Source organism: Pedosphaera parvula Ellin514 (assembly GCF_000172555.1).
Taxonomy (GTDB): domain Bacteria; phylum Verrucomicrobiota; class Verrucomicrobiia; order Limisphaerales; family Pedosphaeraceae; genus Pedosphaera.
Map to the genome: position 1 here is coordinate 82,940 of NZ_ABOX02000022.1, position 24,483 is coordinate 107,422.

Genomic DNA, 24,483 nt, shown 5'->3' on the forward strand with positions numbered 1-24,483 from the left:
TCACCTGTCACTGCTTCCGCTACCGTTCCCAAAAGAAACATCCGGCCCAAAACCCGCAATGTCTTATTCCATCGATAAAAAACTCGTCGTCGCCGTTTCCAGCAGCGCGGTGTTCGACATGACCGAAGCCGACAAGGTCTTCAAGGCTGAAGGCAACGAAGCTTACCGCCAATACCAGGTCGAAAGAATTGACAACCCATTCTCACCCGGCGTCGCCTTTCCTTTCATCAAACGCTTGCTGCGCTTAAATGAACTTCATCCCCAGGAGCAGCCGATTGAAGTCGTCGTCATTTCCCGCAACGACCCTGACAGCGGCCGCCGCTTCTTCCGTTCCTGCCAGCATCATCAGTTGAACATCACGAGAGGTGCCTTCCTCACCGGCAGACCGCCATACCTTTTCATCCCCGCTTATAACTCGTCATTATTTCTCAGCGCCAACGAAGCCGACGTGGTCGACGCCATCGCCGCCAATCTCCCCGCCGGCCTTGTCCTCCCCACCACCGCCAAGGACGACGCCGCCGACCCTGAACTCCGCATCGCCTTCGATTTCGACGGCGTGCTCAGCGACGATGAAGCCGAAATAGTTTATCAGGAATCCCACAACCTCGAGCTCTTCCACGCCGCGGAAGTGAAGAAGATGACCACGCCGCACAAACCCGGCCCGCTCAAGGATCTCCTGACCAAAATTTCTTACTTCCAGCGCATCGAAGCGAAGAAGGAAAAGCTCGACCCCAATTACCGCGCGGCCCTGCGAATCGCCATTGTCACCGCCCGCAGTGCTCCCGCGAATGAACGCTTTGTTACCACCTTGAATTCCTGGGGCATCAGCGCCGCTGAAGTCTTCTTCATGGGCGGCATCGAAAAGCGCCGCGTCCTGGAAGTCTTGAAACCCCACATCTTTTTCGACGACCAACTCGCCCACCTCACCCCCACCGCCTCCCAAATCCCCTCCGTCCACATCCCCTTCGGCGTCGTAAACAAAAAGGCGAATCTAAAATCCGCAAAAGCCAAAATTCAACCAGGCAATAATAAGTAGTTCAGCTTACGGTTCCTTGACTTCCACCATTGGCAAACACACTATGAGATTATGATCACAAAGGTCATCAAGGTCGGTAGATCAAAAGGCATTACTCTCGATGCCGCTCTTTTGGAAGCACTGCATCTCAAAATTGGGGACAAGTTAACTGCAAAATTTGAGCCGGACGGAACTATTTTGCTGACGCCAGTCCGGTCCAAACCGTCTCGCAAGAAAGTGTCCAAAGTCATTAAGTCCACGATGAAGGACTACGCTCAGACTATGAAGAAACTTGCCTAATTTCGGAGTGACGCAACACGCCACACGCAACAGCCTCCCATCCGTGGTAAAGGCTTTTTAAAAAACCCTCCACCGCGAGAAAAACAAAATCGAGATCAACAAAAACAGCGGCACCAAAATCGGCACCGCGTATTTGAACAGGTAAACAAAAAAGCTCGGCACCTTCACCTGGGCCTGTTCGGCAATTGATTTCACCATGAAGTTTGGTCCGTTGCCAATATACGTGATCGCCCCGAAAAATACCGCTCCCAATGAGATCGCGATCAACTCGTGTCCATGCGCTGCGATGTAAGCCTGAATATCCGCCGGATTATCCAGACTGAGCCCGTGACGTCCTGTAGCCGCCGCCAAAAACGTCAGGTAAGTCGGCGCATTATCCAATGCGCCCGAAAGCAAGCCCGTCAGCCAGAAAAACTTCATCTCCGAATCGAGCCCCAATTCCCCGGCATGCACCTTCAAGTAATCCAGCGCCGGCACCATTGTTAAAAAAATTCCCACAAACAACCACGCCACCTCCCGAATCGGTTCAAAGGTGAAATGATTGGCCTTGTGTATCTGACCAGGCGTCGCGAAGTAGGAGCCGATGGCCGCACCAAACATCAGCGCCTCGCTCACCCCGGGTGGATGCTTGATGAACACTGCCACCAAAATCACAACCAGAAACGCCACGTTCCGCCAACCGGTGATGTTCCATGTCTCCAACGGAATTTCCCTGTCGCGCACCTCCTTGGGCGCACGCAGGAAATTGGCTCGATCAAGAGCATAAAAAATTCCCAACAGCGCCAGCATACCAATCAACCATGCCGCCCAGGCGTTTTGCAGCATCCACCAGAACGGCACCCCTTTCAGGTATCCCATAAACAATGGCGGATCACCAATCGGCGTCAGACAGCCGCCCAGGTTGCTCACAATGAAAATAAAAAAAACGATGTGAAAGGCGGTGATGCGGTACTTGTTCATCCGAATCCACGGACGAATCAACAACATCGACGCGCCTGTTGTCCCAATAAAATTGGCCAGCACCGCGCCAATCAAAAGGAATACGCAGTTGACCCACGGTTTCGCTTCCCCTTTGACCCGAATATGAATCCCCCCGGAAACCACGAATAACGACCCGATCAACGCGATGAAGCTGATATATTCATGAGCCACGTGAAGTATGCGCGCTCCGCTGTGAATAAAGAAAATATAATAGGTGGCCGTAATGGCACCCAGGCAGGCAGCCACTTTAGGATAATTGTGTTCCCACCAGTGCCTGTGCACGAAAGGCATCAACGCAATCGCCAGGAGCATCAGGCCAAAAGGAATGATCATCGCCGGATGCGGTTCGATTCCCGGTTGCTCCGTTGGCATGGCCAGCATGCTTCTCATTCTTCCATTAATCTATGCTTTGGATCCAAGTTTGTTAAATGGAGCAGGGTTCGCGGCTCAAGGCAATCAGAATGCTGCCAATCAAGTGTCTGGATGCGAGCCGTCCTCCGCTCATCTCTGTTGATTTCTTTCCTCGAGTCACCGACAGTTACACCATGGGAACTGTGAAGCGAACAAAAGCCAAAACTGCCGCGAAATCCAAACCAGGGAAAAAATCTGCCGCCACACTTCCAAAGCCTGCAGCCGTGCCAAATACTCCCGACTTTACCGAACGCCCATTGCAACCCGTCGAAGAGGAAGATATTCAACTCTCCATCAAACGCGGCTATAAGCAGCTCAAGCTCGACCCGAACAAAGCCTCGGCCGTGGCGACGCAAAATGCCATCGCCCGCGCCTTGGTTCAGGTGTTCCGTGCCAAAAAGAAGCCCAGCCCGAAAACCATTGAAAACCTCGCCATCAATCTCGGCTGTCTCTGGGGTCAAACCATCTGCGATGTGCTTGGTTGGGAATGGTGTTACGTCACCCTCGATGAAAGCGGCGCCTACGCCATCGTCAATTCGAAACGTTCCCACATGGTCGCCCCGATGGAATTCATTCTCGAACAATTGCAAAAGCAGTTGCCCGAAGAAAATGCCAGCCTCTTCCTCTTCAACATGCTCAAAGCCGGCTCACTCCTGAAAGCCAGCCCGCGCTCCTACGTGCTTGTTGGCTGATGAATCTTCCATGAACGGCGCCTCACGAAAACTTCGATTGGGAATCAGTGTTATCTTCGAATGGCTTCGGCAGCTGATTTTTTTAGCAGGTGTTTCGCCAGTTGTTGGACGGTCGGGTCCGAATCCAACAGAGCCTTTTCCAGAATGGGGTTCATGAGCTCGTGCGGCATGATTTGGTAAAGGCTTGTGATGGCCGCTTGCCGTACCAGGGAATCAGGGTCGTGGACGTGTTGTTCCAGGATCTGGTTTGTTGACCGGGCTTCCTGTTCGAATTCTCCCAGTGCTTCGATGCTTCCTCTGAGCGGAATATTTTTCGGCGGTATCACACCTGCCAGTGAAGAACTGCGCTTGATGGTATTCACCAGTGCAGGAATGGACAGTTGAGGATTGCTCCGGATACGCCCCAAAGCTCGGGCGGCAAAGAACATAATGGAGCTGTTCGTAGACTCCAACGCCTGACATAGCAAGGGAACCGCCTTTGCGGCATTTGTTTCCAAATCAGCCAATGCATTTGCAGCGAAGTACCATTGAGGCTTGGTATTGTCCCCCAGGTCAGCGATTAAAGGATCAATCGGTGCGCCTTTGATTTTTATGAGAGCGGCAATCGCTGTGGGACTAAGCATGACATCCCGCTCGTCGGCCAGTTTTTGCAGGTAAGGAACTGCTTCCGTTGCGGTGGAACCAAGTTCTCCCAAAGCGTTGACCACATAAATGCGAGTAGTTCCAGAGGTCTGCTGGAAGGTGCCGGTGAAGAGGGAGAATCCTGCTGTGAAGGTCGCAAGCTCCGTTTTGATGGGCGAGTTTCGCGCCTGGAGCATTTTGATCAGTCTGGGAACGGCGGCTTTTCCTATACTGTGCAAGGCATTTCTGGCCTCCACTCTTTCCTTTCGGTCACCTTGCCGTACCTGCACCATCCAGAAGCTTAGAGATTTTCCCTGGAAAGTTGGTTCGTGTGAAAACCAATATAAAACCAGGAGACCCACCGCCGCGGCGAACAGGAAACAAATGGCAGCCCTTTTTCTTCTCAAAGATATTAAATTGGATGCACTCAAGGGAGGGTGAACGGATGGCACTCTATAACCGTTTGTGAAGTGGAATCTGAGGAACGTTGCGTACATCGTAATTTAAGAATGAAAGCAGCAACTGACTGCCAAGGATTACGGGCAGAGCCGCCAGCATGACTGTGCCGGCGGTGACGGGTTGGTCGGTTGAAATCGAATGCCACCACCGGGCTGCTCCGAAAACAAAACCAAATAAAAGGCTGGAGATTCCCAACGTAATCTCAATCGATGCTGCGCTGAAATTACGGAGAAAGTGGTTGTAACCGATGCGTTTCACGGAGTTCAGCAGATGGTTAAAAAGGAACGAACCGATGATGGTTCGGATATGCAAATTACTTTGTTCATCCCCGTATTTCGCGTTCATTGGCACGTCTTCGACCACCGCGGTAACAGTGTTAAGCCGGAACAGCAAATCAGACTCGAAGAAATAGCGACGATGAATTTTATCCAGTGGCAGCTCCGATATTACCCTGGAGTGAATGGCGAGATAGCCGTTCGTGGGGTCAAAGATGTTCCAATAACCGCTGGAGAGCTTGGTCACAAACGATAAAACTGCATTCCCCAACAGCCGGATGGGCGGCATCGATTGCACCGATTGTACATTGAAGAACCGGTTGCCTTTGCAGTAATCCGCCCGGCCCACAACGATGGGATTGATCATGCGCGGCACCAGTGCCGGGTCCATTTGACCATCGCCGTCTATTTTGACCACCACCTCTGCGCCGTCCTCCAGGGCACGTTTGAATCCGCTGATGGTTGCGCCGCCAACGCCTTGGTTCTGCTCATGCTTGATAATTTGTACCCGTGGGTCCCGGCAATTCTCCGCAATGTAGCGGCCGCTTCCCTCAGGACAACAATCATCAACGCAGTAAATGAATTCAACCTCCGGCCCAATCCTGCGGATAACTTCCAGCACCGTCGGGATAACCCGGTAGCTGGGAATGACTACCGCGATCCGGCAGGGGGCCGGTGACTTGTTCGCGGGAATGTTGGTTGCGGTTTCCATTAAATGCGACGCCACGCGGTGATCAGAAACAACGGTGCAATGTGAAAACGCAATGGCACACATGAAGTCCTGATTCTTTGGAACCCGTTTTTCTCAAGCTGTGCCTCGACCTCGTAGGCGGTGTGATAATGGTCCCACGGTTTTTCAATGCCGAATACTTTACGCAGCAGCACGTATACCCAGTTTTCGGTGGGTAACGATGTGAATAACACTCCTCCCGGCTTCAGCCAGCGATGCAACCGCGGAATCGGCAGGCTTAAATCCTTGAAGTGCTCCAACACATCCGCAGCCACTGCGGCATCAAACGGCTTGCTGGTAAAATCAAGTTCGGCAGCATCACTTTGGACAATCTCCACATTGTCCAATCCATAACGGTTCTTCACCAGCTTCGCCTGGTGCGCTTCAAGATCCACCAGCGTCACCTTTTCAAAGGAGCGTGAGAGTGTGGGCAGGAATACCCCGGCACCGCCGCCGAAATCCAGGCAGGACTCGCGCGCATCCAATGTGCGATTCATCATCGAGGTCAGGCTATACAGCCGGCGCCAGAACATTCGCCGCAGCACATAATTGCTGGCGTAATAGAGACGCGGAATGCGATCGCTGTCGTCCGCAATCTCAGCCAGATACTCCTGGGGTATCTCAATAAATTTTGCCATGGTTTTGAGGGGTTGCCTGGTTGAGACCATTTTCAGTTTGAGCGGAAACAGGGCTGTCCTTCAATTCATAAAGCACCATTCGATCATCAGAATAACAAATGCGATTGCGCCTGCTCAATTCCAGGAGAGTTTGTCTGAGATACAGCCCGAAGTCCCCTATTTTCTGGTCCACCGTAAATCGGCTTCTCCTGCAACCCTCCAGGTAGCCTGATTTGGGAACAGCGTAGCCGTCGGTTTCCATCAACACATATCGCACGCCCATGCTCCGAAGATACCTTTGAAAACTCTCCCCATCCGCTCCCGCTGGGAAATGGAGTTGCGGATTGATGATTCCGGTTATGGAGGCGGTGAGGAGTTCGTTCCGCGTGAAATCCATTTGAAACGGGGCCACGGTAAAAACGAGCGCTCTGGCTCCAGGTGCCATGTTCGTTTGTATGGAAGAATAATATTCCGCTTCAAATGGTGATATTCTTCCACGACTGTAACCTTTGTACTCGGGACTGGTTGGAAAAGCGAGCAGCGTCCGGTTGGTGGCCGCCATACGAACCCGCCCCCAAAAAGTTCCTCCGAAAAGAACAATCACTCCAACCAGGCACGATGACAGGGCCCATCGTTGTCGGACAGCTTCACCGACGACAGTCTGGTAAGTCAGCCTGACGAAGCAAAGGACCGTGACCGCAAATGCTCCAATGAGCGAAGGACACAGATAGCGGACTGCTGTCTCAGCAGGGAATAAATGCCCGAATGCGAGATAGGTCACCGGTAGCGTTATTCCGACTGCGAGAATCAGGCTTCCGGAAGAGGAGTTTCTGTTGGCGCCTCTTCGTAAGAAGGCAATTAATCCGGCCACTCCAACGACCAATATGACGAAGAAAAAGGAAAGCGGCCTGTTTCCATAGAAAGTGGGAGCCATCGAGAACATCGCAGGGATGTTATGTGCTGAAAGGGAGGAGTACTTCGTCGCCAGGTCAGCCTGGGCATGCAATCCCGCAGCCAGTTCACGAGCTTTGAGTATCGTTGGCAGGGAAATCAGCGCCCAGGGCAGGACAAAAATTCCTGTAAATCCTGCAACGATGAAACCTGATTGAAACACAGTTCGACGTTGGACCGCTTTTGCTTTAAATAAGAGCAATAGGTAAAGTGTCCCTAGAAAGCAGCCCGCGAAGACCGCCAGCGTAACTTTCAGAGTGATTAACCAGGCGAAAATCAAACCCAGGCTGAGCTCGCTGCGCCAACGGTTGCTGAGTACATTCGAAGCCAGGGTCCGTGCCAAAAGCACGCCGCAGATGAGCAGGCTCATAATTCCCAGCGCACCAGAGTAAACTGGAGAGATGTTCACGTATTGCGGATTAATAACCGCGGTACAAAGAACTGCCAGGGTGCCGGTAAACCAGTGCAGCCTCCAGCGTATTGATAACTCTGCTATCAGCAACAATGAGAAGGCAAAGCAAATCACGGCGTCAAAGCCGTTGAGCATGCGAATGTCACTGCCTTGGAGAAAGAATGCATGAAAAAACGACTGACTGCCAAGGCTATCCAGACCGAGTGGGTCGAACGCATTGCCCCCAACGGACCCAGTTTGGGTCATTCGAACCGCACGCACCGCGTAGGTGTGAAAATCATCACCGATATTGAAAATCTCTGAGGGCGCGAGCCAGGCACCGGCACTCAGGGCAAATCCAAGAGCAACCCAGACCGGAATGGATGCCTTGCTCAGAGCCAACCCTCGCCACGGCTGCAATCTAACTAACTCAAAAGCGCCGAGGGCCGCACCCGAAAGCATCAGGGAAAGGAGTGTCCATGATTTAGCCAGTCCGAAGAGGTTTAGCACTCCTCCAGCTACGTTCAAAAGCGCGAGGCCAAGGGCAAAAGGAATGGTATGAAAGCGAAAAAGTCGTCGATCGCAGAACAACTTGCAAAAACGCCCCCAACCATAAACGGAAAAGACGAATAAAATGATAATGGCGAATGGAAATCGGGAAAATTCCATAAGTTACGCCACTGCTTTTGCATCCTTGAGCCGAAGGACGGCAGGAAATCCTCCCGTACAAATCATTAATCTCTGGTTTCGGCGCATAATGCAGTTCTTTGCCAGCAAATCTTGAGCCGAATCCCAACCGTGTAACAAGTTTTTTCGCCCCTCTCCTCCCGTAAAGGTCGCCCCCGATAGGATGTAGATACCCCCATGCGTTCACATTCCAGTTCCAGTTCGCGACGCCTCAGCCTGCTTTGGTCGCGCTTAGACCCGGCAGATTTCTTGAGGCTGAACGAACAGGATGTCCCGAAGTTACATCTTATAACAGCCTAATGAATTACCCGGTTTATTCCGCTTTTCACCGCTGTCGGCTCCGGACTAAAGTCATTTTGTTTAAAGGCCAGTTGAGAAGTCGCTCTGTTACCATGAACCATTCACTCCGCCTTTGCCGCGAAACGGATATCCCGGCTCTGGAAGAACTCATTCCCCTGTCTGTCCGGACTCTCCAGTCGCCGTGCTATTCTGTTTCCCAGATGGAAGCAGCCCTGGGTCCCGTGTTTGGCGTAGACCGCCAGCTTATTCTGGATCAGACCTATTTCATCGTCGAAGAGCAGGGGAGAGTTGTTGGTTGTGGTGGCTGGAGCAGACGCAAAACTCTCTTCGGCAGTGACGAGGGCCGGAGTGAAGCGCAAAACCCATTGCTCAACCCATTACAGGATGCCGCCCGCATCCGCGCTTTCTTTGTCCATCCAGATTTCGCGCGTCGTGGAATCGGTCGCGCGCTGCTATTTGCCTGTGAAAAGGCCTGCATCCAGGCTGGTTTTCAAAGAGCTGAACTCGTCGCCACGCTTGCCGGCGAACCGCTCTACACAAATTATGGCTACGCTGAGTTCGAGCGTTATTCAATTCCGCTGGCCCATGGTCTTTCGCTGCCTGTCGTGCGAATGCGGAAAGTCTTCCTCCTTTAAGGAGTCGGTCGTTCCCTGACCGATCTGACGTTCACCAACTGCTGCCTGAGGGCATTGTCTTCTGTAATAAATATTTTGGCTCAATCTATTCACCTCACAGCGGATTTGCCTGGATCAATGCTTTTAGGACTGATGCAAATTCGTTTGGGAAAACAAAACCCTATCGCGATCAAATCACGATTAGTAATCCTGTTTACCAGCGGTTTTTCTCTTTGTCGACCTGCTGTAAAACACTAGGCCACCATTGGAGCTCATCACCTGGGGCGCATCTTGAAACTGTTCTTAAGAAATAAAACCACTGTTCGGAAACTGAGGCATTTTAATCAACTTTGCCAAGATTAAGAACAGTGATGAGATGCACCCATCACCTGCTTCAAATCTCTTGCCTCTTTTACAATTCAGCATTACTTTTCCCCACGCTTGGGTTGGCATCCAGGCAATGAACCTACTGACCAAATGCCGTTCGTTGTGAAAGTGTTTGAGGCACTGTCCTTGTAATTTCTTTCTCTCGTTACCCGAAAGCGAAGTGCCTATGGCAGAATCGCGCGTGTTTTTATTATGAGTTCAGTTGTAAACAATTCCAGTAATATGGTGACCACCGGGGTTCCAGGTCTTGATGAAATCCTCTGCGGGGGCTTGCCGCGCAACCGAATTTACCTGGTTTCCGGCGATCCTGGCGTGGGCAAAACCACCATGGCTCTTCAATTCCTGCTGGAAGGCGTTCGTCTCAAGGAGCCGGGTCTATATATTACGCTTTCTGAAACCAAGGACGAATTGATTGGTGTCAGCGAATCTCATGGGTGGTCATTGGAGCATTTCGCGCTCTTTGAACTGTCAGCCATCGAACAGCAACTCAAGGGTGAGACTGAAAACACTTTTTTTCATCCATCCGAGGTCGAACTCAATCGAACCACCCGTGTTATTCTGAGTGAAGTTGAACGCACAAACCCGGTCCGAGTGGTCTTTGATTCGCTTTCAGAACTGCGTTTGATGTCGGAAACGCCGCTCCGTTTTCGGCGGCAGATGCTCAGCCTGAAACAATTTTTTGCCGGCCGGAATTGCACGGTCCTGTTTTTGGATGACCGATCGGCTGACACGCGCGATGCGCAGGTGGAAAGCATTGCCCATGGAGTTCTCAGCATGGAAAAAACCTCGCCTGAATATGGAATTTCCCGACGCACTTTCACCGTCGATAAGGTGCGCGGGGTGAAGTTCATGGAGGGTCGGCATGATTTCGTCATCAAAAAGGGCGGCATGGTGATTTTCCCCCGTTTGATAGCAGCTGAACACCACACCGAGTTTAAACGCGAAGCCTTTCCAAGTGGAATTGCCGAACTCGACGCGTTGTTGGGAGGTGGAATTGATCGTGGTACGAGCAACATGTTTATGGGCCCTCCCGGCACGGGCAAATCCACCCTGGCCATGCGCTATGCATCCGCCGCTGTTGCCAAGGGCGAAAAAGTGCGATTCTTTAGTTTCGATGAAACTGCTGGCACGCTGGTGGGTCGCTCCATTGCCCTCGGCATGGACATTCGCCCGCACCTCAAATCGGGACTGCTCTGTATTGAACAGATTGACCCTGCGGAAATCTCGCCGGGAGAACTGGCCCACTCCATCCAAAAGGCCGTGGAAAAGGATGGCACCCGGATGGTTATTATCGATAGCATTAACGGCTACTTGAACGCCATGCCGGGGGAACGTTTCCTCAGTCTCCAATTACATGAACTGCTCAGCTACCTTAACCAGCAGGGTGTCATCACGATCATGGTGCTGGCGCAACAAGGAATGTTGGGAAACATGCAATCGGCAGTAGACCTCACCTATCTGGCCGATACGGTCGTGCTCCATCGCTATTTCGAGGCGTTTGGCGAAGTGCGTCAGGCGATCTCCGTCATTAAAAAGCGTAGCGGCAGCCACGAACGAACCATTCGCGAATTTAAACTCGATTCAGAGGGCCTTCACATCGGCCCGCCACTCAAGGAGTTTCAAGGCGTGCTGACCGGCGTGCCCAATTTTCGAAGCCCTTCAGAGCAGGGCTTAAAATTGAAATAAATTCTCCAACTAGTGCTACATTGTCGCTGTTATTCTTGTGAATTCCGTCAAAGTTGAAGATCGCATCCTCGTCCTTGCCCCTACGGGGCAGGATGCGGAACTGACTGTCGCCTTCCTGATCAAAGCTGGTTTTAAAGCGCAAGCCTGCCGTGACATGTTCGATCTGGCTCATCAGATTCAATTCGGCTGCGGCGCCGTTGCCATTGCGGAAGAGGCCTTGGGCTCAAGTTCGGTGCAGGTCCTGGTCGATCTTTGTGCCCACCAGCCCTCCTGGTCCGACCTTCCCATCACCATCGTCACCAGCGGTGCGGAAGCCACGGAAGGAACGATGCAGCGTTTGACTGTGTTCGGCCCGACCGGCAACGTCACGTTTCTTGAACGCCCCTTCCGGCCGCTGACTCTGGTAAATACCATGCAGGCCGCCTTGCGTTCACGCCGGCGTCAGTATCAGGTCCGCGACCTGCTGGAACAACGGGAAACCATTCTTCAGAGCATCAATGACATCTTCGTCACTCTGGATAAGAACTGGCGTTATACTTATGTGAACGAACAAGCCGCCACCGCCTCTCATTTGACGGTTGAAAAAATGCTCGGCCAAAGCATCTGGGATCTTTTTCCTCACCTGGCGGAATCCATTGTTGCACAGGAGATGCGTCGTGCCATGGCAGAGAATGTCATTGTGCAACTGGAACATTTGAATGAGCGGGAGCAAAAGTGGCTTGATCTCCGTATCTATCCCTCATCCAATGGCATTGCCATGCTGGCTACGGATATTACCGCCCGCAAGAAGGTCGAAATCGCCTTCCAGGCCGCCAAGGACCAGCTTAGCCATTACGCCACTGATCTCGAAAAAACGGTTGCCGAACGCACCGCCAAACTGGAGGAAACCATTTCGGAACTGGAGGCGTTTTCCTACAGCGTCTCACATGACCTCCGCGCTCCCTTGCGGGCCATGCAAAATTATTCCCAGTTTCTCATGGAGGATTTTGCCGAGAAACTGAACGGCGAAGGCAGGGAGTACATCAACCGTATTATCAACGCTTCCAATCGATTGGACCGCCTCATCCAGGACATTTTGACGTATAGCCGGGCCACCCGTAGTGACATCACCATTCAACCTGTTGACCTGGAGAAGTTGGTCACCGACATCATTCAACATTATCCCCCCCTGCAACCGCCCACGGCAAAGATTGATCTTCAATTGCCGTTGCTGGGCGTCCTGGCGCATGAGGCCTCGCTGACCCAATGCATTTCCAATCTCCTGGTCAACGCCGTGAAATTTGTAGCCCCTGGCGTGGTTCCTGAGGTGAAGGTCTGGACGGAAATGGTTGAAGACCAGGTCAGGATCAATTTCCAGGACAATGGAATTGGCATCGATCCTCATTATCAAAACCGCATTTTCAAAATGTTTGAACGCGCGGTTCCTGAGGGAAAGTATGAGGGCACTGGCATCGGCCTGGCCATCGTGCGAAAGGCGGTTGAGCGGATGGGAGGAAGCGTGGGAGTAAAGTCGGAACTGGGCAAGGGCAGTAAATTCTGGATCCAATTACCTAAAGGTTAAATCGTGCATACTGTAAAACCAATTCTTCTGGTCGAAGATAACGAGGACGATGTTTTCTTCATGAAACGTGCGGCCAAAACCGCTGAAATCGCTGACCCGCTTTTGGTCGCCACCGATGGCCAGGAGGCCATCGACTTTCTTTCCGGGACCGGAATCTACGCCGATCGTGATAAATACCCGATCCCTTCCCTGGTGTTGCTTGATCTCAAATTGCCCCGCAAGAGCGGCCATGAAGTCCTGCAATGGATTCGTGCGCAATCCCAGTTTAAAACTCTCATCGTGATCATTTTGTCCACCTCCCGTGAAGGCCGCGATGTGGAACTGGCCTATCAGTCCGGCGCCAACTCATATCTGGTCAAACCGACGGGTTCTCCTCAACTCACGGAGATGGCTCGCAGCTTGAAAGATTACTGGCTGAAGCAAAACGTTTTCGCGCCTTGAAGCATTCAGCCGAGTTGCTGCATCACGCCGTGCAAGTCCCAGTTGTTCCACGATTCCAATATCTGGCCATCTCGAATCCGGCAGATGCTCATGCCATCCGTCTTGACCTGTTTGCCAGTACTTTCCTTTCCCAGGAAATGTCCTCCATGTGTCATGGTGGCCGACCAACGTGTTGCCACTAAATCGCCTTCGGTCACAAACTGCTCGCACTTGATATTCACGTCAGGGAAGGCGCTTTTTATTTGCTGAAAAAAGGGCAGGAAGCCCTTTGGACCATGTATAGGTCCGGCCCCCAGCCCGTAAGCCAGGCCGTCCTTTGCCATGAGTTCATTGATCGTGCTGACCTTGCCTTGATTCCATACCTCCTCGAACCAACGCGCCACTACGGTTGCATTTTCTTTGGCCATAAGATTGTAAAGGGTTGTTCTTCCATTTCGCATTCTGGACTCCAGATTGCAAATCAATTCTTAATGGTTTGGAAGTCCGGTGCTCTTCCTTGTCTGCCCGCTGCAATTCAGAAGTGGGGCGCCGTTGCCGCTGAAAGAGAAGCGTATGGAAAAATTATTCTTAATCGTCAGCCCTTGGGTGTCCCTCGTTGGATGTAGTACCTGCAATGGCTCCGAACCATTGAGAACGGGCAGCAACATCTCCATGGATACGCGTCCACTAATGTGGAATGCCTTCATTCACGGCTTTTCAGCCGCCCTTTTTGGTTATGAGAATTCAAAATCCTATGTTAACTAATTGGTGGGCACATGAATGTCTTCGAACAAAAACTCGCCGAACTTCAGCTGACATTAAGACGCGACGCATTGCAAACCCTGCAAATCAACGTGGGACGCAAGTGCAACCAGGCCTGCCGCCATTGTCATGTGGACGCCGCACCCTGGCGGACGGAGATGATGGATGAAACTACGGCGCATCGCCTCGGCGAATGGATTGAGAAGTACTGCCCTGCCATCGTTGATATTACCGGTGGCGCACCGGAGATCAGTGAGTTCTTTAAGTACTTCGTTGAAAAGGCAGTGGCAAATGGAGCGCACGTCATTGATCGTAATAACCTGACCATCATTGAAGAAAAGGGATACGATTACCTGCCTGAATACCTGGCGGCCCATCAGGTGGAGGTAATTGCCTCGTTGCCCTGTTATTCAAAGGAAAACGTCAACCAACAACGCGGCAATGGAGTGTTCGATAAAAGCATTGCTGCCTTGAAGAAGCTGAATGCGGTGGGATATGGCACGCGGTTGCCGTTAAATCTGGTTTACAATCCGCTCGGTGCAAAGCTGCCCGGGCCACAGGCGGAGTTGGAAGCGGATTACAAGGAAGTGTTGGGACGCGAGTTTGGGATCATTTTCAACCGGCTGTTCACGATCACAAATCAACCGATTGCACGATTCGCTGAAGATCTGCGGAAGCAGGGGAAGTGGAATGAATATCTGGAACTGCTCGCCAATAGTTTCAATCCCGGGACGATTGCAGGATTGATGTGCCGCAACACGTTGAGTGTCGGATACCGGGGGGAGCTTTACGACTGTGATTTCAATCAGATGCTCGGGATGCAATTGCAGAACGGGAAACCGCTTTATTTATGGGATGTCACCCCGGAATACCTGGAGAATCGACCGATTCAAACCGGAACCCATTGTCTGGCTTGCACTGCCGGTTGCGGCAGCAGTTGCACCGGAACTTTGGCTTGAGTGCGTGGAATAATTCAGTTGTCCGTGCATCCAACGGCTTTTCGCTGTCGTTTGTATTTTTGATTTTGCTACTATTATAGGCAATTAACCGGATTTTTGGACTATGGATACAACCACTTCGCTACGCACTGAATCTGCTGTCAAAGACCGTTACGCAGCCGCTGCCAAAGCGCCGGAAGCGGCCCTGTGCTGCCCGATCTCATATGATCCTCAATTCCTAAAAATCATACCAAAGGAAGTCATTGAAAAGGATTATGGCTGTGGCGATCCCAGCAAATATTTGAAGCCGGGTGAAACCGTGCTGGATCTGGGCAGCGGCACCGGAAAGATTTGCTTTATCGCAGCACAGGTGGTCGGTCCCCAAGGCCGGGTCATCGGCGTGGACATGACCGATGATATGCTGGAAGTCGCGCGCCGCAATGCCCCCGTCGTGGCGGAACGACTTGGCTACGCGAATGTGGAATTTCGCAAAGGACGCATCCAGGATTTGGCGCTTGACCTCGAATTGTTGGACCGCGAGTTGAAGCAACATCCGATTTCAGATGCCGCCTCCTTTTTGGCTGCGGATGAACGAGCTCAGGATTTACGGGTCCGGCATCCCTTGGTGGCAACCGATTCCGTGGATGTGGTTGTGTCCAACTGCGTGTTGAACCTGGTTGAGGCGAAATCCAAACGCCAGCTATTCGAGGAGATTTTTCGGGTGCTGAAAAAGGGCGGGCGAGCGGTAATTTCAGACATCGTTGCGGACGAAGCCGTGCCCCAGGAATTGCAAAATGATCCTACTCTCTGGAGCGGCTGTATCTCCGGGGCATTGACCGAAGCGGAATTTTTAAAGGCGTTCACCAACGCAGGGTTTTACGGAGTGCAAATCCTGAAACGTGACGATTCACCCTGGCAGACCGTGAAAGGAATCGAATTCCGCTCACTTACCATCGCTGCCTATAAGGGCAAACAGGGCCCTTGCCACGACCGTAACCAGGCGGTGGTTTACCTGGGGCCGTTTAAGGAAGTGTTGGACGATGACAATCATCGCATGGAACGAGGGCTCCGCTACGCCGTGTGTGACAAGACCTATCAGCTTTATAAGAAGGAGCCTTACAAGCAGTGCTTCGCATTTATTGATCCTGTAAAGCCCATCTCCCTGGAAGAGGCGAAGCCATTTGATTGTTCGAGAACTTCATTACGACATCCGAGGGAAACCAAAGGTCAGGAATACAATATTACCACCGAAGCCAGCCAATGTTGTGATGGTGGTGGGGGAAATTGCTGCTAAGACTTTCATCCAGAAGGGGCAATCATGAGATTATTTACAATTCTTTTGTTAGTGCTCAGCCTCACTGAATTCGTTCAAGCAGCGGAGTTTGATCACTCTCATCAGCATTTCGACCGGGTGCTCAAACAATATGTGAAGAATGGATTGGTAAATTATGCAGGATTGAAGACGCATCCACAGGAGTTGAACAGTTATCTCGATCAACTGGCGAGCGTCCCGGAAGATGAGTTTGCCCGGTGGAACGAAAACCAGCAGATGGCGTTTTTAATCAATCTTTATAATGCGGCAACGTTGCGCCTGATCGTCGATCATTATCCGGTAAAGAGCATTAAGGATATCGGCGGAGTGCTCAACGGGCCGTGGAAGCAGAAGGTGGTGCATCTTTGGGGCGAGACGATTACGTTGGATGACCTTGAGCATGGGATTTTGCGGAAACGGTACGCGGAGCCGCGAGTACATTTTGCGCTGGTTTGTGCGGCGCACGGTTGCCCGCCCTTGCGTGAGGAGGCCTACACGGAAAAGAAATTGAATGAGCAACTGGATGATCAGGGCAGGAGATTTATTGGTAATAAGGAAAAGAATCGAGTGGATGTCTCGGCTCATGTTGTCTATCTCTCACCCATCTTCAAATGGTATGCCCAGGATTTTGAAAAAAAGGGCTCTCCAGTGCTTAAGTGGATCACGCCTTTTTTCACAAAAGAGGAGCAGGCAGCATTAACGAACGGGGGCGAGTTTAAGATTCGTTATACCGATTATGATTGGTCACTAAACGATTCCTCAGTTGGCAAATAATGGGCCATGAACGGGGCGAGCGCAACAGGGAGCAAATCGTCTTCCAAATGGAAATGGGTTTTGTGGATCGTTGTCATTTTGCTTCTGATCGGCCTCGGCAAATACCTGCATGTCCAAACCTTTTTGCAAAAGTTGCTGGATTGGATCAACGGCCTGGGAGCCTGGGGCTGGGCAGCCTTTGTATTGATTTATATCCTGGCGTGTGTGCTCCTCATTCCGGGGTCCATACTGACGCTGGGGGCAGGAGCTATTTTCGGCGTGGTGAAAGGCTCGATCCTGGTTTCCATCGGCGCGACATTGGGGGCGACCGTTGCTTTTCTAATCGGGCGTTATTTGGCCCGGAATGCCATCGCCCGGAAAATCGAACACAACGAAAAGTTTTCAGCCATCGATAAAGCCGTGGCCGCGCAAGGCTGGAAAATTGTGCTGTTGACCCGGCTATCACCCATTTTTCCCTTCACCCTTTTGAACTATGTTTTCGGTCTGACAAGGATTTCACTGCGCGATTATGTGCTCGCATCGTGGATTGGGATGATGCCCGGAACGGTGATGTATGTCTATATCGGTTCCCTGGCCCGGTTGGCGGGGGAGCGGACCCGCACGCCTGCCGAATGGGCTCTGTATGGAATTGGTTTAATCGCCACAGTGGTGGTGACAATTTTTGTCACCAGGATTGCGCGCAATGCCCTGAACGAACAAATTGCAAATAATTAATTGGATGAGTGCCGAAAAAATTCTGCCGTGGGATGCCTATAACCAGCAACTGGTCGCGCAGGTGCATCCGGACGATTGGGTGAATCCAACGCCAACCGGGCGATACAACCTTGTGGTGATTGGGGCAGGGACCGCAGGATTGGTGACTGCGGCCGGGGCGGCAGGCTTGGGAGCCAAGGTGGCGCTGATTGAGAAGCATCTTCTCGGTGGCGATTGCCTGAATGTGGGTTGCGTGCCGTCCAAGACGATGATCCGGTCATCGCGGGCAGCGGCCGATGCGCGGGACGCTTTGCAGTTTGGTATTCGTGTTCCGCCGGGTGTGGAGGTGGATTTTGCAGCGGTGATGGAACGCGTGCGTGCAGTTCGTGCAAAGATCAGTCCGCACGATTCTGTGAAACGCTTTGCGGAAATGGGCATCGATGTGTTCCTGGGCGAGGCCAGGTTTTCCGGGACTGAAACCGTTGAAGTCGCTGGAAAACAATTGCGGTTCAAGAAGGCAGTGATCGCAACGGGAGCACGCACGGTGCAGCCACCAATTGAAGGCCTCAAAGAGGCTGGATATTTGACGAACGAGACCGTTTTTTCGCTGACGGAGCGGCCTAAGAGATTGGCGGTAATTGGCGGCGGACCGCTCGGATGCGAGTTGGCGCAGGCCTTTCAACGATTGGGCTCACAAGTGGTGCTCTTTCACAAGCACGGCCATATTCTGGACCGCGAAGATAGCGATGCTGCAGGGGTGGTGCAAAAAAACTTTGTGCGAGAAGGGTTGCGGCTGGTTTTGAATGCTGATGTAAAAAAAGTGGAGCGAAAAGGTGCCGAGAAATGGATTCATTTTGAAACGGACGGCCAGACGGATTCAATCGCCGTGGATGAAATTCTTGCGGGAACCGGGCGTGCGCCAAATGTGGAGGGATTGAACCTTGAGGCAGTGGGGGTGCGCTACGACCAGCGCCACGGCATCGAGGTGAATGATCATTTGCAAACGAGCAATCCACGAATCTATGCGGCCGGAGACATCTGCATGCAATGGAAGTTCACACATGCGGCCGATTTCGCAGCGCGGATCGTGATTCAGAATGCGTTGTTTTTTGGTCGTAAGAAACTGAGCGCTCTCAACATGCCATGGGTGACGTACACCGACCCGGAGGTTGCCCACGTTGGATTGTACGAACGCGAAGCGAGGGAACGCGGAATGGAGGTGGATACTTACCTGCGGCGTTTCGACGAAGTGGATCGCGCAATTTGTGATGGTGAGGAAACAGGGTTTGTAAAAATTCACGTGAAACGAGGCACTGACCAGATTTTAGGTGCCACCATTGTGGCCCGGCATGCGGGTGAAATGATCAGCGAAGTCAGCGTGGCCATGACGGGAAAAATTGGGCTGGGCAGACTGGCCTCCGTAATCCATCCCTATCCCACACAAGCCGAAGCGATTCGGCAGTGCGGTGATGCTTATAATCGAACCCGCCTAACACCGACGGTGAAAAAGCTATTGCGAAGATGGTTGGCTTTTACGCGCTAAGCCGGAACGATTCAGTTGGAGTGGTCGCGTTTGCTTGATCTTTTTGCACAAAGGCTTCGTTGTTCGTCGCTTACGTATCCAATTTGGATATGCTCGCGACTCACGCCTCGCTTTGTGCAAAAATCTGCTGCACAACCGCTTCCCATCCAACTGAATCGTCCCGGCTAAGAGCCTGTTTTAAAATTATGGAGGGTGGTGCGGTTGGGGATTTTGGCTGCGGCCAAGGCGGCGAGGTGCTTCCGCACGGGCACCAAGCATCCCCGCAGCGGGCTGTGAGGGCCGAGCTAACGCAGGCCGTGACCAAAGCACCGCCGCCCGGAGGGTTTTCGCGCAAAAGGCCGTCTGGCGGCGCTGCTCCTTAGTCGAAGATCCACCAGGGATATTCTCCTTCGTCGCGCCTTGCCATACAGCTTTTTGCGCGAAAACAGCACCCTCCAGAATTTTAAAACAGGCTCTAACTGTTCTCAAAACCCGGAGGAGGGAGTGATTCCGAAGGTAATTTGCAGTTGATAGGCAATGTCTTCCAAGCCTCCGAAGACCGGTATCAATTGTCCGCGTTCATGTTTCAGAGTGAAGAATCACATTTTGCAAATTGGGGTTTAACCATACGTGGCGCGGTGCATTTCTCCCCATGGAGGTACGGGTAACATCGTCCTATGTTAACTCATCTTTGTGGTTGGGGCGTTTAGCAGGCAGACCGTCGAAATAAGTCAGATATGAATAAGGTAATGAGAATGGTGGGTTGTTGAAACCGCCTCCTCACAAAAAGAAGAACCTATGGGAACCGAAAATGCACAGTTGATGGCAGAGTTGATGAGCCGGTTGCAGAGTCAGGAACAACTTAAAGAAAGGCTCCAACAGACCTTGGCACGCGTCGATAGCTCTTATCCCGGACTTAGAGAGCGTGCAACACGAACCAGGGTGGCCCGGCAGTCATTTCCAAGTGTGGAGACAGCCCTCAGCCATCCTGACCAATTTGCTCAAATCCAGGTTCAAGCCAATTAATTAAGTTGCCTAGGTGCCTGCATGGGCGTTCCGCGCAGGCACTTTCTGGTTATCAACCAAGGCGCCTGGTTGAATGCAAACTTCTTCAATTGTTACCGTTTTCCAAGCCATAGTGCTCGGAAGTGTAACCCATCACTCCGGTTCATACCCTCCCTTGCTTAACGGTACGAGGATTTTCAGTTCTGTCTAGATGGAGAATGGGCAGGTGTGTGTTGGCGCGTTGTTATTGGCGACGTTGATGATATCGATGTATCCGGGGACTGTGCGATTGGTGTATTGGTTGAGGTCGTTGGCATCGTAGGTGGCGGAGCGGAGGTTTTGTCCATGGTAATCGCGACCGGCTTGGGTGCTGGTGCGGTTGCTGATTTCATCGAAGCCGTATTCGAACTGCTGGCCTGCCATCGTTCCAGTATTTTTTGCCGGAGATCACCTGGCCAAGAGAGGCGCAGCAATACGCTTAACTAGTGTAATTAATTAAGACCGACCCGTTCACGCATGAGATTGGTGCGCAGACCCAAGGGATCAGGTATGTAAGAGTAACCATCGAGCACGTGGCCCCACTGATTGGCCAGGGCGGTGAAGTCCCGGCGGGCCAGCGAATCGTAATGATTGGTGATGACCGCGGCATTGGGTACCAGTTTATTCTTTCATTAATTTGCCCTTGGATATTCCACTTATTACTGATATTGATACTTCCAAAATTAAACAGCAGAGGTGCGATCCATGCTTAAATCACGATTAGAAGCAAACACTTATGGAATTGGAGCGTTAATAACCCAAAGGAAACTCTTTTGCGTTCCAGAACACCAAAGGAATTTTGCTTGGACTACAGAAGAGGTTGAACGCTACCTTGAAGATGTTCAACAAGCTGTTGAGAGATCTGAGGAGGAGTATTTTATTGGTCTTGTAGTGCTGATGGGGCCTTTGGATAACGTTTGGCAGGTGTTGGATGGGCAACAAAGATTAGCTACCACTACAATGATTTATGCGGCGATTCGGGAGTGGTTATTGGCGCGCGAGTTTAAGGAGGATGCAGACCAGATTGAGTCAGAATTCATGGGTGTTCGTCAGTTGGGGGGCAAGTATACTCCTCGACTGCGTCTGAATTCAGAGAATCGTCAGATTTTTGAAGAATTTGTTATCAAACCAGTGTCTAATAGCGAAATTCAAAAGGAGCTTAAAACATGGCCAAAGCGTTCTTCAAATCACGACCTTCTAGAAGCCTCCAGTTTTTGCCGTGAATGGATTGCAAGATTTGCAAGTTGCAATGCAAATAGTAAAGAGGAACAAGCAACGCGCTTATTTCGTCTTTCATCGTATTTAGAAACGCGTGTAAAAGTAGTGTGCCTGGATGTCTCCTCGGAAGCAAACGCCTATATCCTGTTCGAAGCATTAAATGATAGAGGAGCAGATCTTTCCGCATTGGACTTAGTAAAAAATTATATTTTTAGTAAGGCTGGAGTCCAAAACATCGAATTATTTCGCTCAAAGTGGTCTGTTATGACGCAAAATATTGAGGGAAAAGACGCAGATGATTTTTTGAAGGTATTTTGGACTTCTCGCTTCGGAATTATTCAAAAACTCGAATTATTTAACCGACTCCGGCGAGAATATGAAAACGAACCTGGAGCACGCCAACTAGTAGTTGATCTGGCGGACGCATCCGAAAAATGCTCAGCTATCGAAGATCCTGAGCACGAGTTATGGTCTCAATATGGCAAAGATTGTAGAAGACTTATTGCAGATTTAAGTCTACTCGGCAGCCGACAGGTCAGGCCTCTAATTCTAGCCGCAATGAATCGCTTCGATAAAAAGGAAATTGCTAGCTTTTTGTGGGCGTTGACGGTCGTTATCGTGCGTTACCAAGTAATCGGTAAAGGACGTACTGGAGTACTTGAAAAGCAATTTGGATGGCTCGCCAGGCAAATACATTTGGGACAAATTAAAAACTCGTTCGACAGCTTAAGTTCATTAACCAAGCTGCTCACCGATGACGAAACTTTTCACAGAGATTTCTGTCAGCATTTAGAATACAAGGCTTCTCGTTTAATTTACTTCTTACTCGAACTAGAATTGACCGAGAGGGGAGTTTTTGCACCAGGCGAAAATCTTGAAAGAGTAAGAGAGCTCAAAGGAGTTGTGTCTCCAATCCATATTTTTGATGTGGTGGATGACACTGAAGATTCTGAAAAAACATCACATAGCCTCGGCAATGTGGTTTTGCTCGAAGATACATATCAGGATTCACTTCTTTTCGAAAACTTTGATGCCAAATTAAAAGTATGCTCAAGATCGGAGTTAGAACTAACGAGGAATGTAGAATTTTACTGCAAGAACGGACCTCCTTCCGTTCGGCACCGGGCTGAATATCTGGCGGACTTGGCTGTTGATACATGGAAGTTCGGAAATCTTTTGTATGGGCAGATTTCGCCTACGATATGAACCCTTCTCCCGACTTAGAAGTATTTCAGCGGATTCATTCCAATTCTGGAGTTTACTACCGGGTGCTTCAACCGCTGGGTAGGGGAGGAAATTCGAGTGTGTATCTCGTTGAAGCTATGGCGGGGCAGCACCGGGGAGTTCTCTTTGCTCTCAAACTTTTCTCGAAAGTTACCGATCCTGTGAGGTTAGGACGATTTAAGGTGGAAGTAGATTTTTTAAAGAAATGCGATCACCCTTCAATAATGAGGGTTTACGATGACGGAGAATATGCTGTTTCGGCAGGCGCGTCCCGCCTAATTTTTCCTTTTGTAATAGCGGATTTTCTGCCAAAGACACTTCACCAAGCAATGCTGAGCGGCTTAAGTATGATTGAAAAGCTTGCTTTTTCTCTCCAGCTCCTTTCTGCCCTAGCATATCTAGCTGAACGCAATCCTAAAGTAGTTCATCGAGACATTAAACCATATAATATTTTCGTCCGAGGAAAGGCGTGCATACTTGGGGATTTCGGTCTGTTAAAGCTTTTAGAACCTTCATCCGCTGGTCTCGTAATAGGTGAACCGGTTGCCAGTGTAGGCCAAGCGGTGGTTGCCAGCGTAGGCCAAGCGGTGGTTGCCAGTGTAGGCCAAGCGGTGGTTGCCAGCGTAGGCCAAGCGGTGGTTGCCAGCGTAGGCCAAGCGGTGGTTGCCAGCGTAGGCCAAGCCGCAGTCGCCAATCCGGATGTTGATTTTATTTTAGACAGCACTGGACCTAGAATGGCCCGTTTCTATCGGACCCCTGACTTGGTAGAATACTGTAAAGGAAGGGCAGAACTTACTGTGAAATCCGATGTGTTTCAATTGGGTTTGGTTTTAGCTGAGCTTTTCACGGGGCAAAATCCGCATATTCCAGCAGTCAAGAACTTGTTTGAAGAAGTAAAACTTAATCCACTTGCGAATTTTGAATGTTCCCAGAAAGCCGGCATTCAATATCTCATACAAAGCATGCTGCTTTTCGATGTTAGTAAGAGACCAAATGCCGCGGATCTTCTCGATTCATGGGAGGGCCTATTTAGAGAAGCCGTTGTAATCTCTCATCAGCTGGAAGGTCGCATATTTTAAGTCTTATATGGATTCAAGCGTTTTAGGGAACATTCCCAGCTGTTCATTTTGAAGTCCTTTTAGAATTTGTCGAGAATCGTCTGCAGAAGGGATTCAATTGGCAGCCCCGAGTGGAAAAAGTGATTCGGTGAGAAAGTGCGCCGATTATATTTTTATTTAGTGCAAGAGAAATATGAGGCGATTTAATTAACTGATCGAGCTGAATTGTTCCACTGGAGGCGGGGTTTTGGTGTTATGGAGTGAAGAGGGATTCCTCCTATAGGATGATTTCTACACGTGTAATTAGTAATGTTGGGTGATTTAGTGTAGAATTTGAATTGCTTGCCTTTATGCGGTGTCGCGTCCGAGCTTCTTTAAAACTTGATGCGCAAATTCTGACGGCTTCAGTTTTGAGAGTGAAATGTAGGCCAATGTGGAACGAATGGCATCGACTGGTGTATCATCAAATCGAGCTGGAAGAATATATTCGCTTTGCTCTTTCAATGCTCTTGCCAAGGCCGTTTGTCGCTCATGCCGCGTCCACATTTTCTTCACATAGTCTTTAGAAATGAAAATGACACAGTAGCGCCCACTCGTGCCGTAAATCATGTCGAAGTGCTCGGCCAGATCACGGCCCCATAGATGAGCCTCCTCAAATTTGTCATAGAAAACCTTCACGCCTTTTGAACGAAGAAATCGTGCTACTTTTTCAACGTATGGCCGATCTTCACCAGCAAATGAAAGCACAATGTCATAAGATGGTACGACCTTGGCAAGAAATTCCCTCGGAATGCCGCCCTCCTTCACCGCCCAATGAGTGCGATTCAATTCGAGGAAACT

Annotated in this window: 23 protein-coding genes; 15 read left to right on the forward strand and 8 right to left on the reverse strand. The window is 50.8% G+C overall.

Going from position 1 to position 24,483, the window contains the following annotated elements:
• Positions 1–58: 58 nt before the first annotated feature.
• Together CFLAV_RS17285 and CFLAV_RS17290 are read left to right on the forward strand one after the other, a co-directional pair.
• A complete protein-coding gene (locus CFLAV_RS17285; protein ID WP_007416073.1) occupies positions 59–1,036 on the forward strand; it encodes a 5'-nucleotidase in 978 nt (325 codons plus the stop codon).
• A 51-nt stretch (positions 1,037–1,087) separates the two neighbouring features.
• A complete protein-coding gene (locus CFLAV_RS17290) occupies positions 1,088–1,315 on the forward strand; it encodes an AbrB/MazE/SpoVT family DNA-binding domain-containing protein (protein WP_007416074.1) in 228 nt (75 codons plus the stop codon).
• 57 nt (positions 1,316–1,372) lie between these two features.
• Here the strand turns inward: CFLAV_RS17290 and CFLAV_RS17295 are convergent, their stop codons facing one another.
• The gene (locus CFLAV_RS17295) at positions 1,373–2,686 is read right to left on the reverse strand and encodes a sodium:proton antiporter (protein ID WP_040549215.1); all 1,314 of its coding nucleotides are present in this window, start codon (positions 2,684–2,686) and stop codon (positions 1,373–1,375) included.
• A 71-nt stretch (positions 2,687–2,757) separates the two neighbouring features.
• Between CFLAV_RS17295 and CFLAV_RS17300 the strand changes: the two genes are divergently transcribed.
• The gene (locus CFLAV_RS17300) at positions 2,758–3,399 is read left to right on the forward strand and encodes a hypothetical protein (RefSeq protein WP_150107464.1); all 642 of its coding nucleotides are present in this window, start codon (positions 2,758–2,760) and stop codon (positions 3,397–3,399) included.
• A gap of 50 nt (positions 3,400–3,449) precedes the next feature.
• On the opposite strand, the gene CFLAV_RS17305 is transcribed toward CFLAV_RS17300, so the two are convergent.
• Genes CFLAV_RS17305 through CFLAV_RS17320 form a run of 4 tightly spaced genes read right to left on the reverse strand, consistent with a single transcriptional unit; the run spans position 3,450 to position 8,112 of the window.
• Complete coding sequence (locus CFLAV_RS17305; protein WP_150107465.1) at positions 3,450–4,427, reverse strand: HEAT repeat domain-containing protein; 978 nt, start codon at positions 4,425–4,427, stop codon at positions 3,450–3,452.
• A gap of 46 nt (positions 4,428–4,473) precedes the next feature.
• Positions 4,474–5,466: a glycosyltransferase family 2 protein gene (locus CFLAV_RS17310; RefSeq protein WP_007416078.1), complete on the reverse strand. Its 993-nt coding sequence runs from the start codon at positions 5,464–5,466 to the stop codon at positions 4,474–4,476.
• Complete coding sequence (locus CFLAV_RS17315; RefSeq protein ID WP_150107466.1) at positions 5,466–6,122, reverse strand: class I SAM-dependent methyltransferase; 657 nt, start codon at positions 6,120–6,122, stop codon at positions 5,466–5,468. Before CFLAV_RS17315 ends, CFLAV_RS17310 begins: the two co-directional genes overlap by 1 nt.
• Positions 6,106–8,112, reverse strand: coding sequence for a hypothetical protein (locus CFLAV_RS17320; RefSeq protein WP_007416080.1), 2,007 nt, complete (start codon positions 8,110–8,112; stop codon positions 6,106–6,108). Before CFLAV_RS17320 ends, CFLAV_RS17315 begins: the two co-directional genes overlap by 17 nt.
• A 410-nt stretch (positions 8,113–8,522) precedes the next feature.
• Here CFLAV_RS17320 and CFLAV_RS17325 point away from each other — a divergent pair, with 410 nt between their 5' ends.
• The 4 genes from CFLAV_RS17325 (at position 8,523) to CFLAV_RS17340 (ending at position 13,119) form a co-directional block, all read left to right on the forward strand.
• Positions 8,523–9,065 carry a GNAT family N-acetyltransferase gene (locus CFLAV_RS17325; RefSeq protein WP_040549218.1) on the forward strand — a complete coding sequence of 181 codons (543 nt, stop codon included), beginning with the start codon at positions 8,523–8,525 and terminating at the stop codon, positions 9,063–9,065.
• Between the two features lie 558 nt (positions 9,066–9,623).
• The gene (locus CFLAV_RS17330; RefSeq protein WP_007416082.1) at positions 9,624–11,117 is read left to right on the forward strand and encodes an ATPase domain-containing protein; all 1,494 of its coding nucleotides are present in this window, start codon (positions 9,624–9,626) and stop codon (positions 11,115–11,117) included.
• A 37-nt stretch (positions 11,118–11,154) separates the two neighbouring features.
• Positions 11,155–12,678, forward strand: coding sequence for a sensor histidine kinase (locus CFLAV_RS32550; protein ID WP_007416083.1), 1,524 nt, complete (start codon positions 11,155–11,157; stop codon positions 12,676–12,678).
• A 3-nt stretch (positions 12,679–12,681) separates the two neighbouring features.
• The gene (locus tag CFLAV_RS17340; RefSeq protein ID WP_007416084.1) at positions 12,682–13,119 is read left to right on the forward strand and encodes a response regulator; all 438 of its coding nucleotides are present in this window, start codon (positions 12,682–12,684) and stop codon (positions 13,117–13,119) included.
• 5 nt (positions 13,120–13,124) lie between these two features.
• Here the strand turns inward: CFLAV_RS17340 and CFLAV_RS32555 are convergent, their stop codons facing one another.
• A complete protein-coding gene (locus tag CFLAV_RS32555) occupies positions 13,125–13,526 on the reverse strand; it encodes an ester cyclase (RefSeq protein WP_160164607.1) in 402 nt (133 codons plus the stop codon).
• A gap of 348 nt (positions 13,527–13,874) precedes the next feature.
• Here CFLAV_RS32555 and arsS point away from each other — a divergent pair, with 348 nt between their 5' ends.
• The 6 genes from arsS (at position 13,875) to CFLAV_RS17380 (ending at position 20,125) form a co-directional block, all read left to right on the forward strand.
• Positions 13,875–14,819 carry an arsenosugar biosynthesis radical SAM (seleno)protein ArsS gene (arsS, locus tag CFLAV_RS17355; RefSeq protein ID WP_007416087.1) on the forward strand — a complete coding sequence of 315 codons (945 nt, stop codon included), beginning with the start codon at positions 13,875–13,877 and terminating at the stop codon, positions 14,817–14,819.
• 103 nt (positions 14,820–14,922) lie between these two features.
• Positions 14,923–16,092 carry a DUF8838 domain-containing protein gene (locus tag CFLAV_RS17360; protein ID WP_007416088.1) on the forward strand — a complete coding sequence of 390 codons (1,170 nt, stop codon included), beginning with the start codon at positions 14,923–14,925 and terminating at the stop codon, positions 16,090–16,092.
• Positions 16,093–16,116: 24 nt separating this feature from the next.
• Positions 16,117–16,884: a DUF547 domain-containing protein gene (locus tag CFLAV_RS17365; protein WP_007416089.1), complete on the forward strand. Its 768-nt coding sequence runs from the start codon at positions 16,117–16,119 to the stop codon at positions 16,882–16,884.
• Positions 16,885–16,890: 6 nt separating this feature from the next.
• Complete coding sequence (locus CFLAV_RS17370; protein WP_007416090.1) at positions 16,891–17,598, forward strand: TVP38/TMEM64 family protein; 708 nt, start codon at positions 16,891–16,893, stop codon at positions 17,596–17,598.
• A 4-nt stretch (positions 17,599–17,602) separates the two neighbouring features.
• The gene (locus CFLAV_RS17375; protein ID WP_007416091.1) at positions 17,603–19,120 is read left to right on the forward strand and encodes a mercuric reductase; all 1,518 of its coding nucleotides are present in this window, start codon (positions 17,603–17,605) and stop codon (positions 19,118–19,120) included.
• Positions 19,121–19,897: 777 nt separating this feature from the next.
• On the forward strand, positions 19,898–20,125 hold the full coding sequence (locus CFLAV_RS17380) for a hypothetical protein (protein ID WP_007416092.1): 228 nt from the start codon (positions 19,898–19,900) through the stop codon (positions 20,123–20,125).
• Between the two features lie 186 nt (positions 20,126–20,311).
• Here the strand turns inward: CFLAV_RS17380 and CFLAV_RS17385 are convergent, their stop codons facing one another.
• The gene (locus CFLAV_RS17385) at positions 20,312–20,527 is read right to left on the reverse strand and encodes a hypothetical protein (RefSeq protein WP_007416093.1); all 216 of its coding nucleotides are present in this window, start codon (positions 20,525–20,527) and stop codon (positions 20,312–20,314) included.
• A 321-nt stretch (positions 20,528–20,848) separates the two neighbouring features.
• On the opposite strand from CFLAV_RS17385, the gene CFLAV_RS17390 reads away from it, so the two are divergent.
• Positions 20,849–22,567, forward strand: coding sequence for a DUF262 domain-containing protein (locus CFLAV_RS17390; protein WP_007416094.1), 1,719 nt, complete (start codon positions 20,849–20,851; stop codon positions 22,565–22,567).
• Positions 22,564–23,664, forward strand: a complete 1,101-nt coding sequence (locus CFLAV_RS17395) for a protein kinase domain-containing protein (protein ID WP_040549221.1) — start codon at positions 22,564–22,566, stop codon at positions 23,662–23,664. Before CFLAV_RS17390 ends, CFLAV_RS17395 begins: the two co-directional genes overlap by 4 nt.
• A gap of 327 nt (positions 23,665–23,991) precedes the next feature.
• Here the strand turns inward: CFLAV_RS17395 and CFLAV_RS17400 are convergent.
• Positions 23,992–24,483: toll/interleukin-1 receptor domain-containing protein (locus CFLAV_RS17400; RefSeq protein ID WP_007416096.1), on the reverse strand; the 492-nt coding region annotated here is incomplete at its 5' end.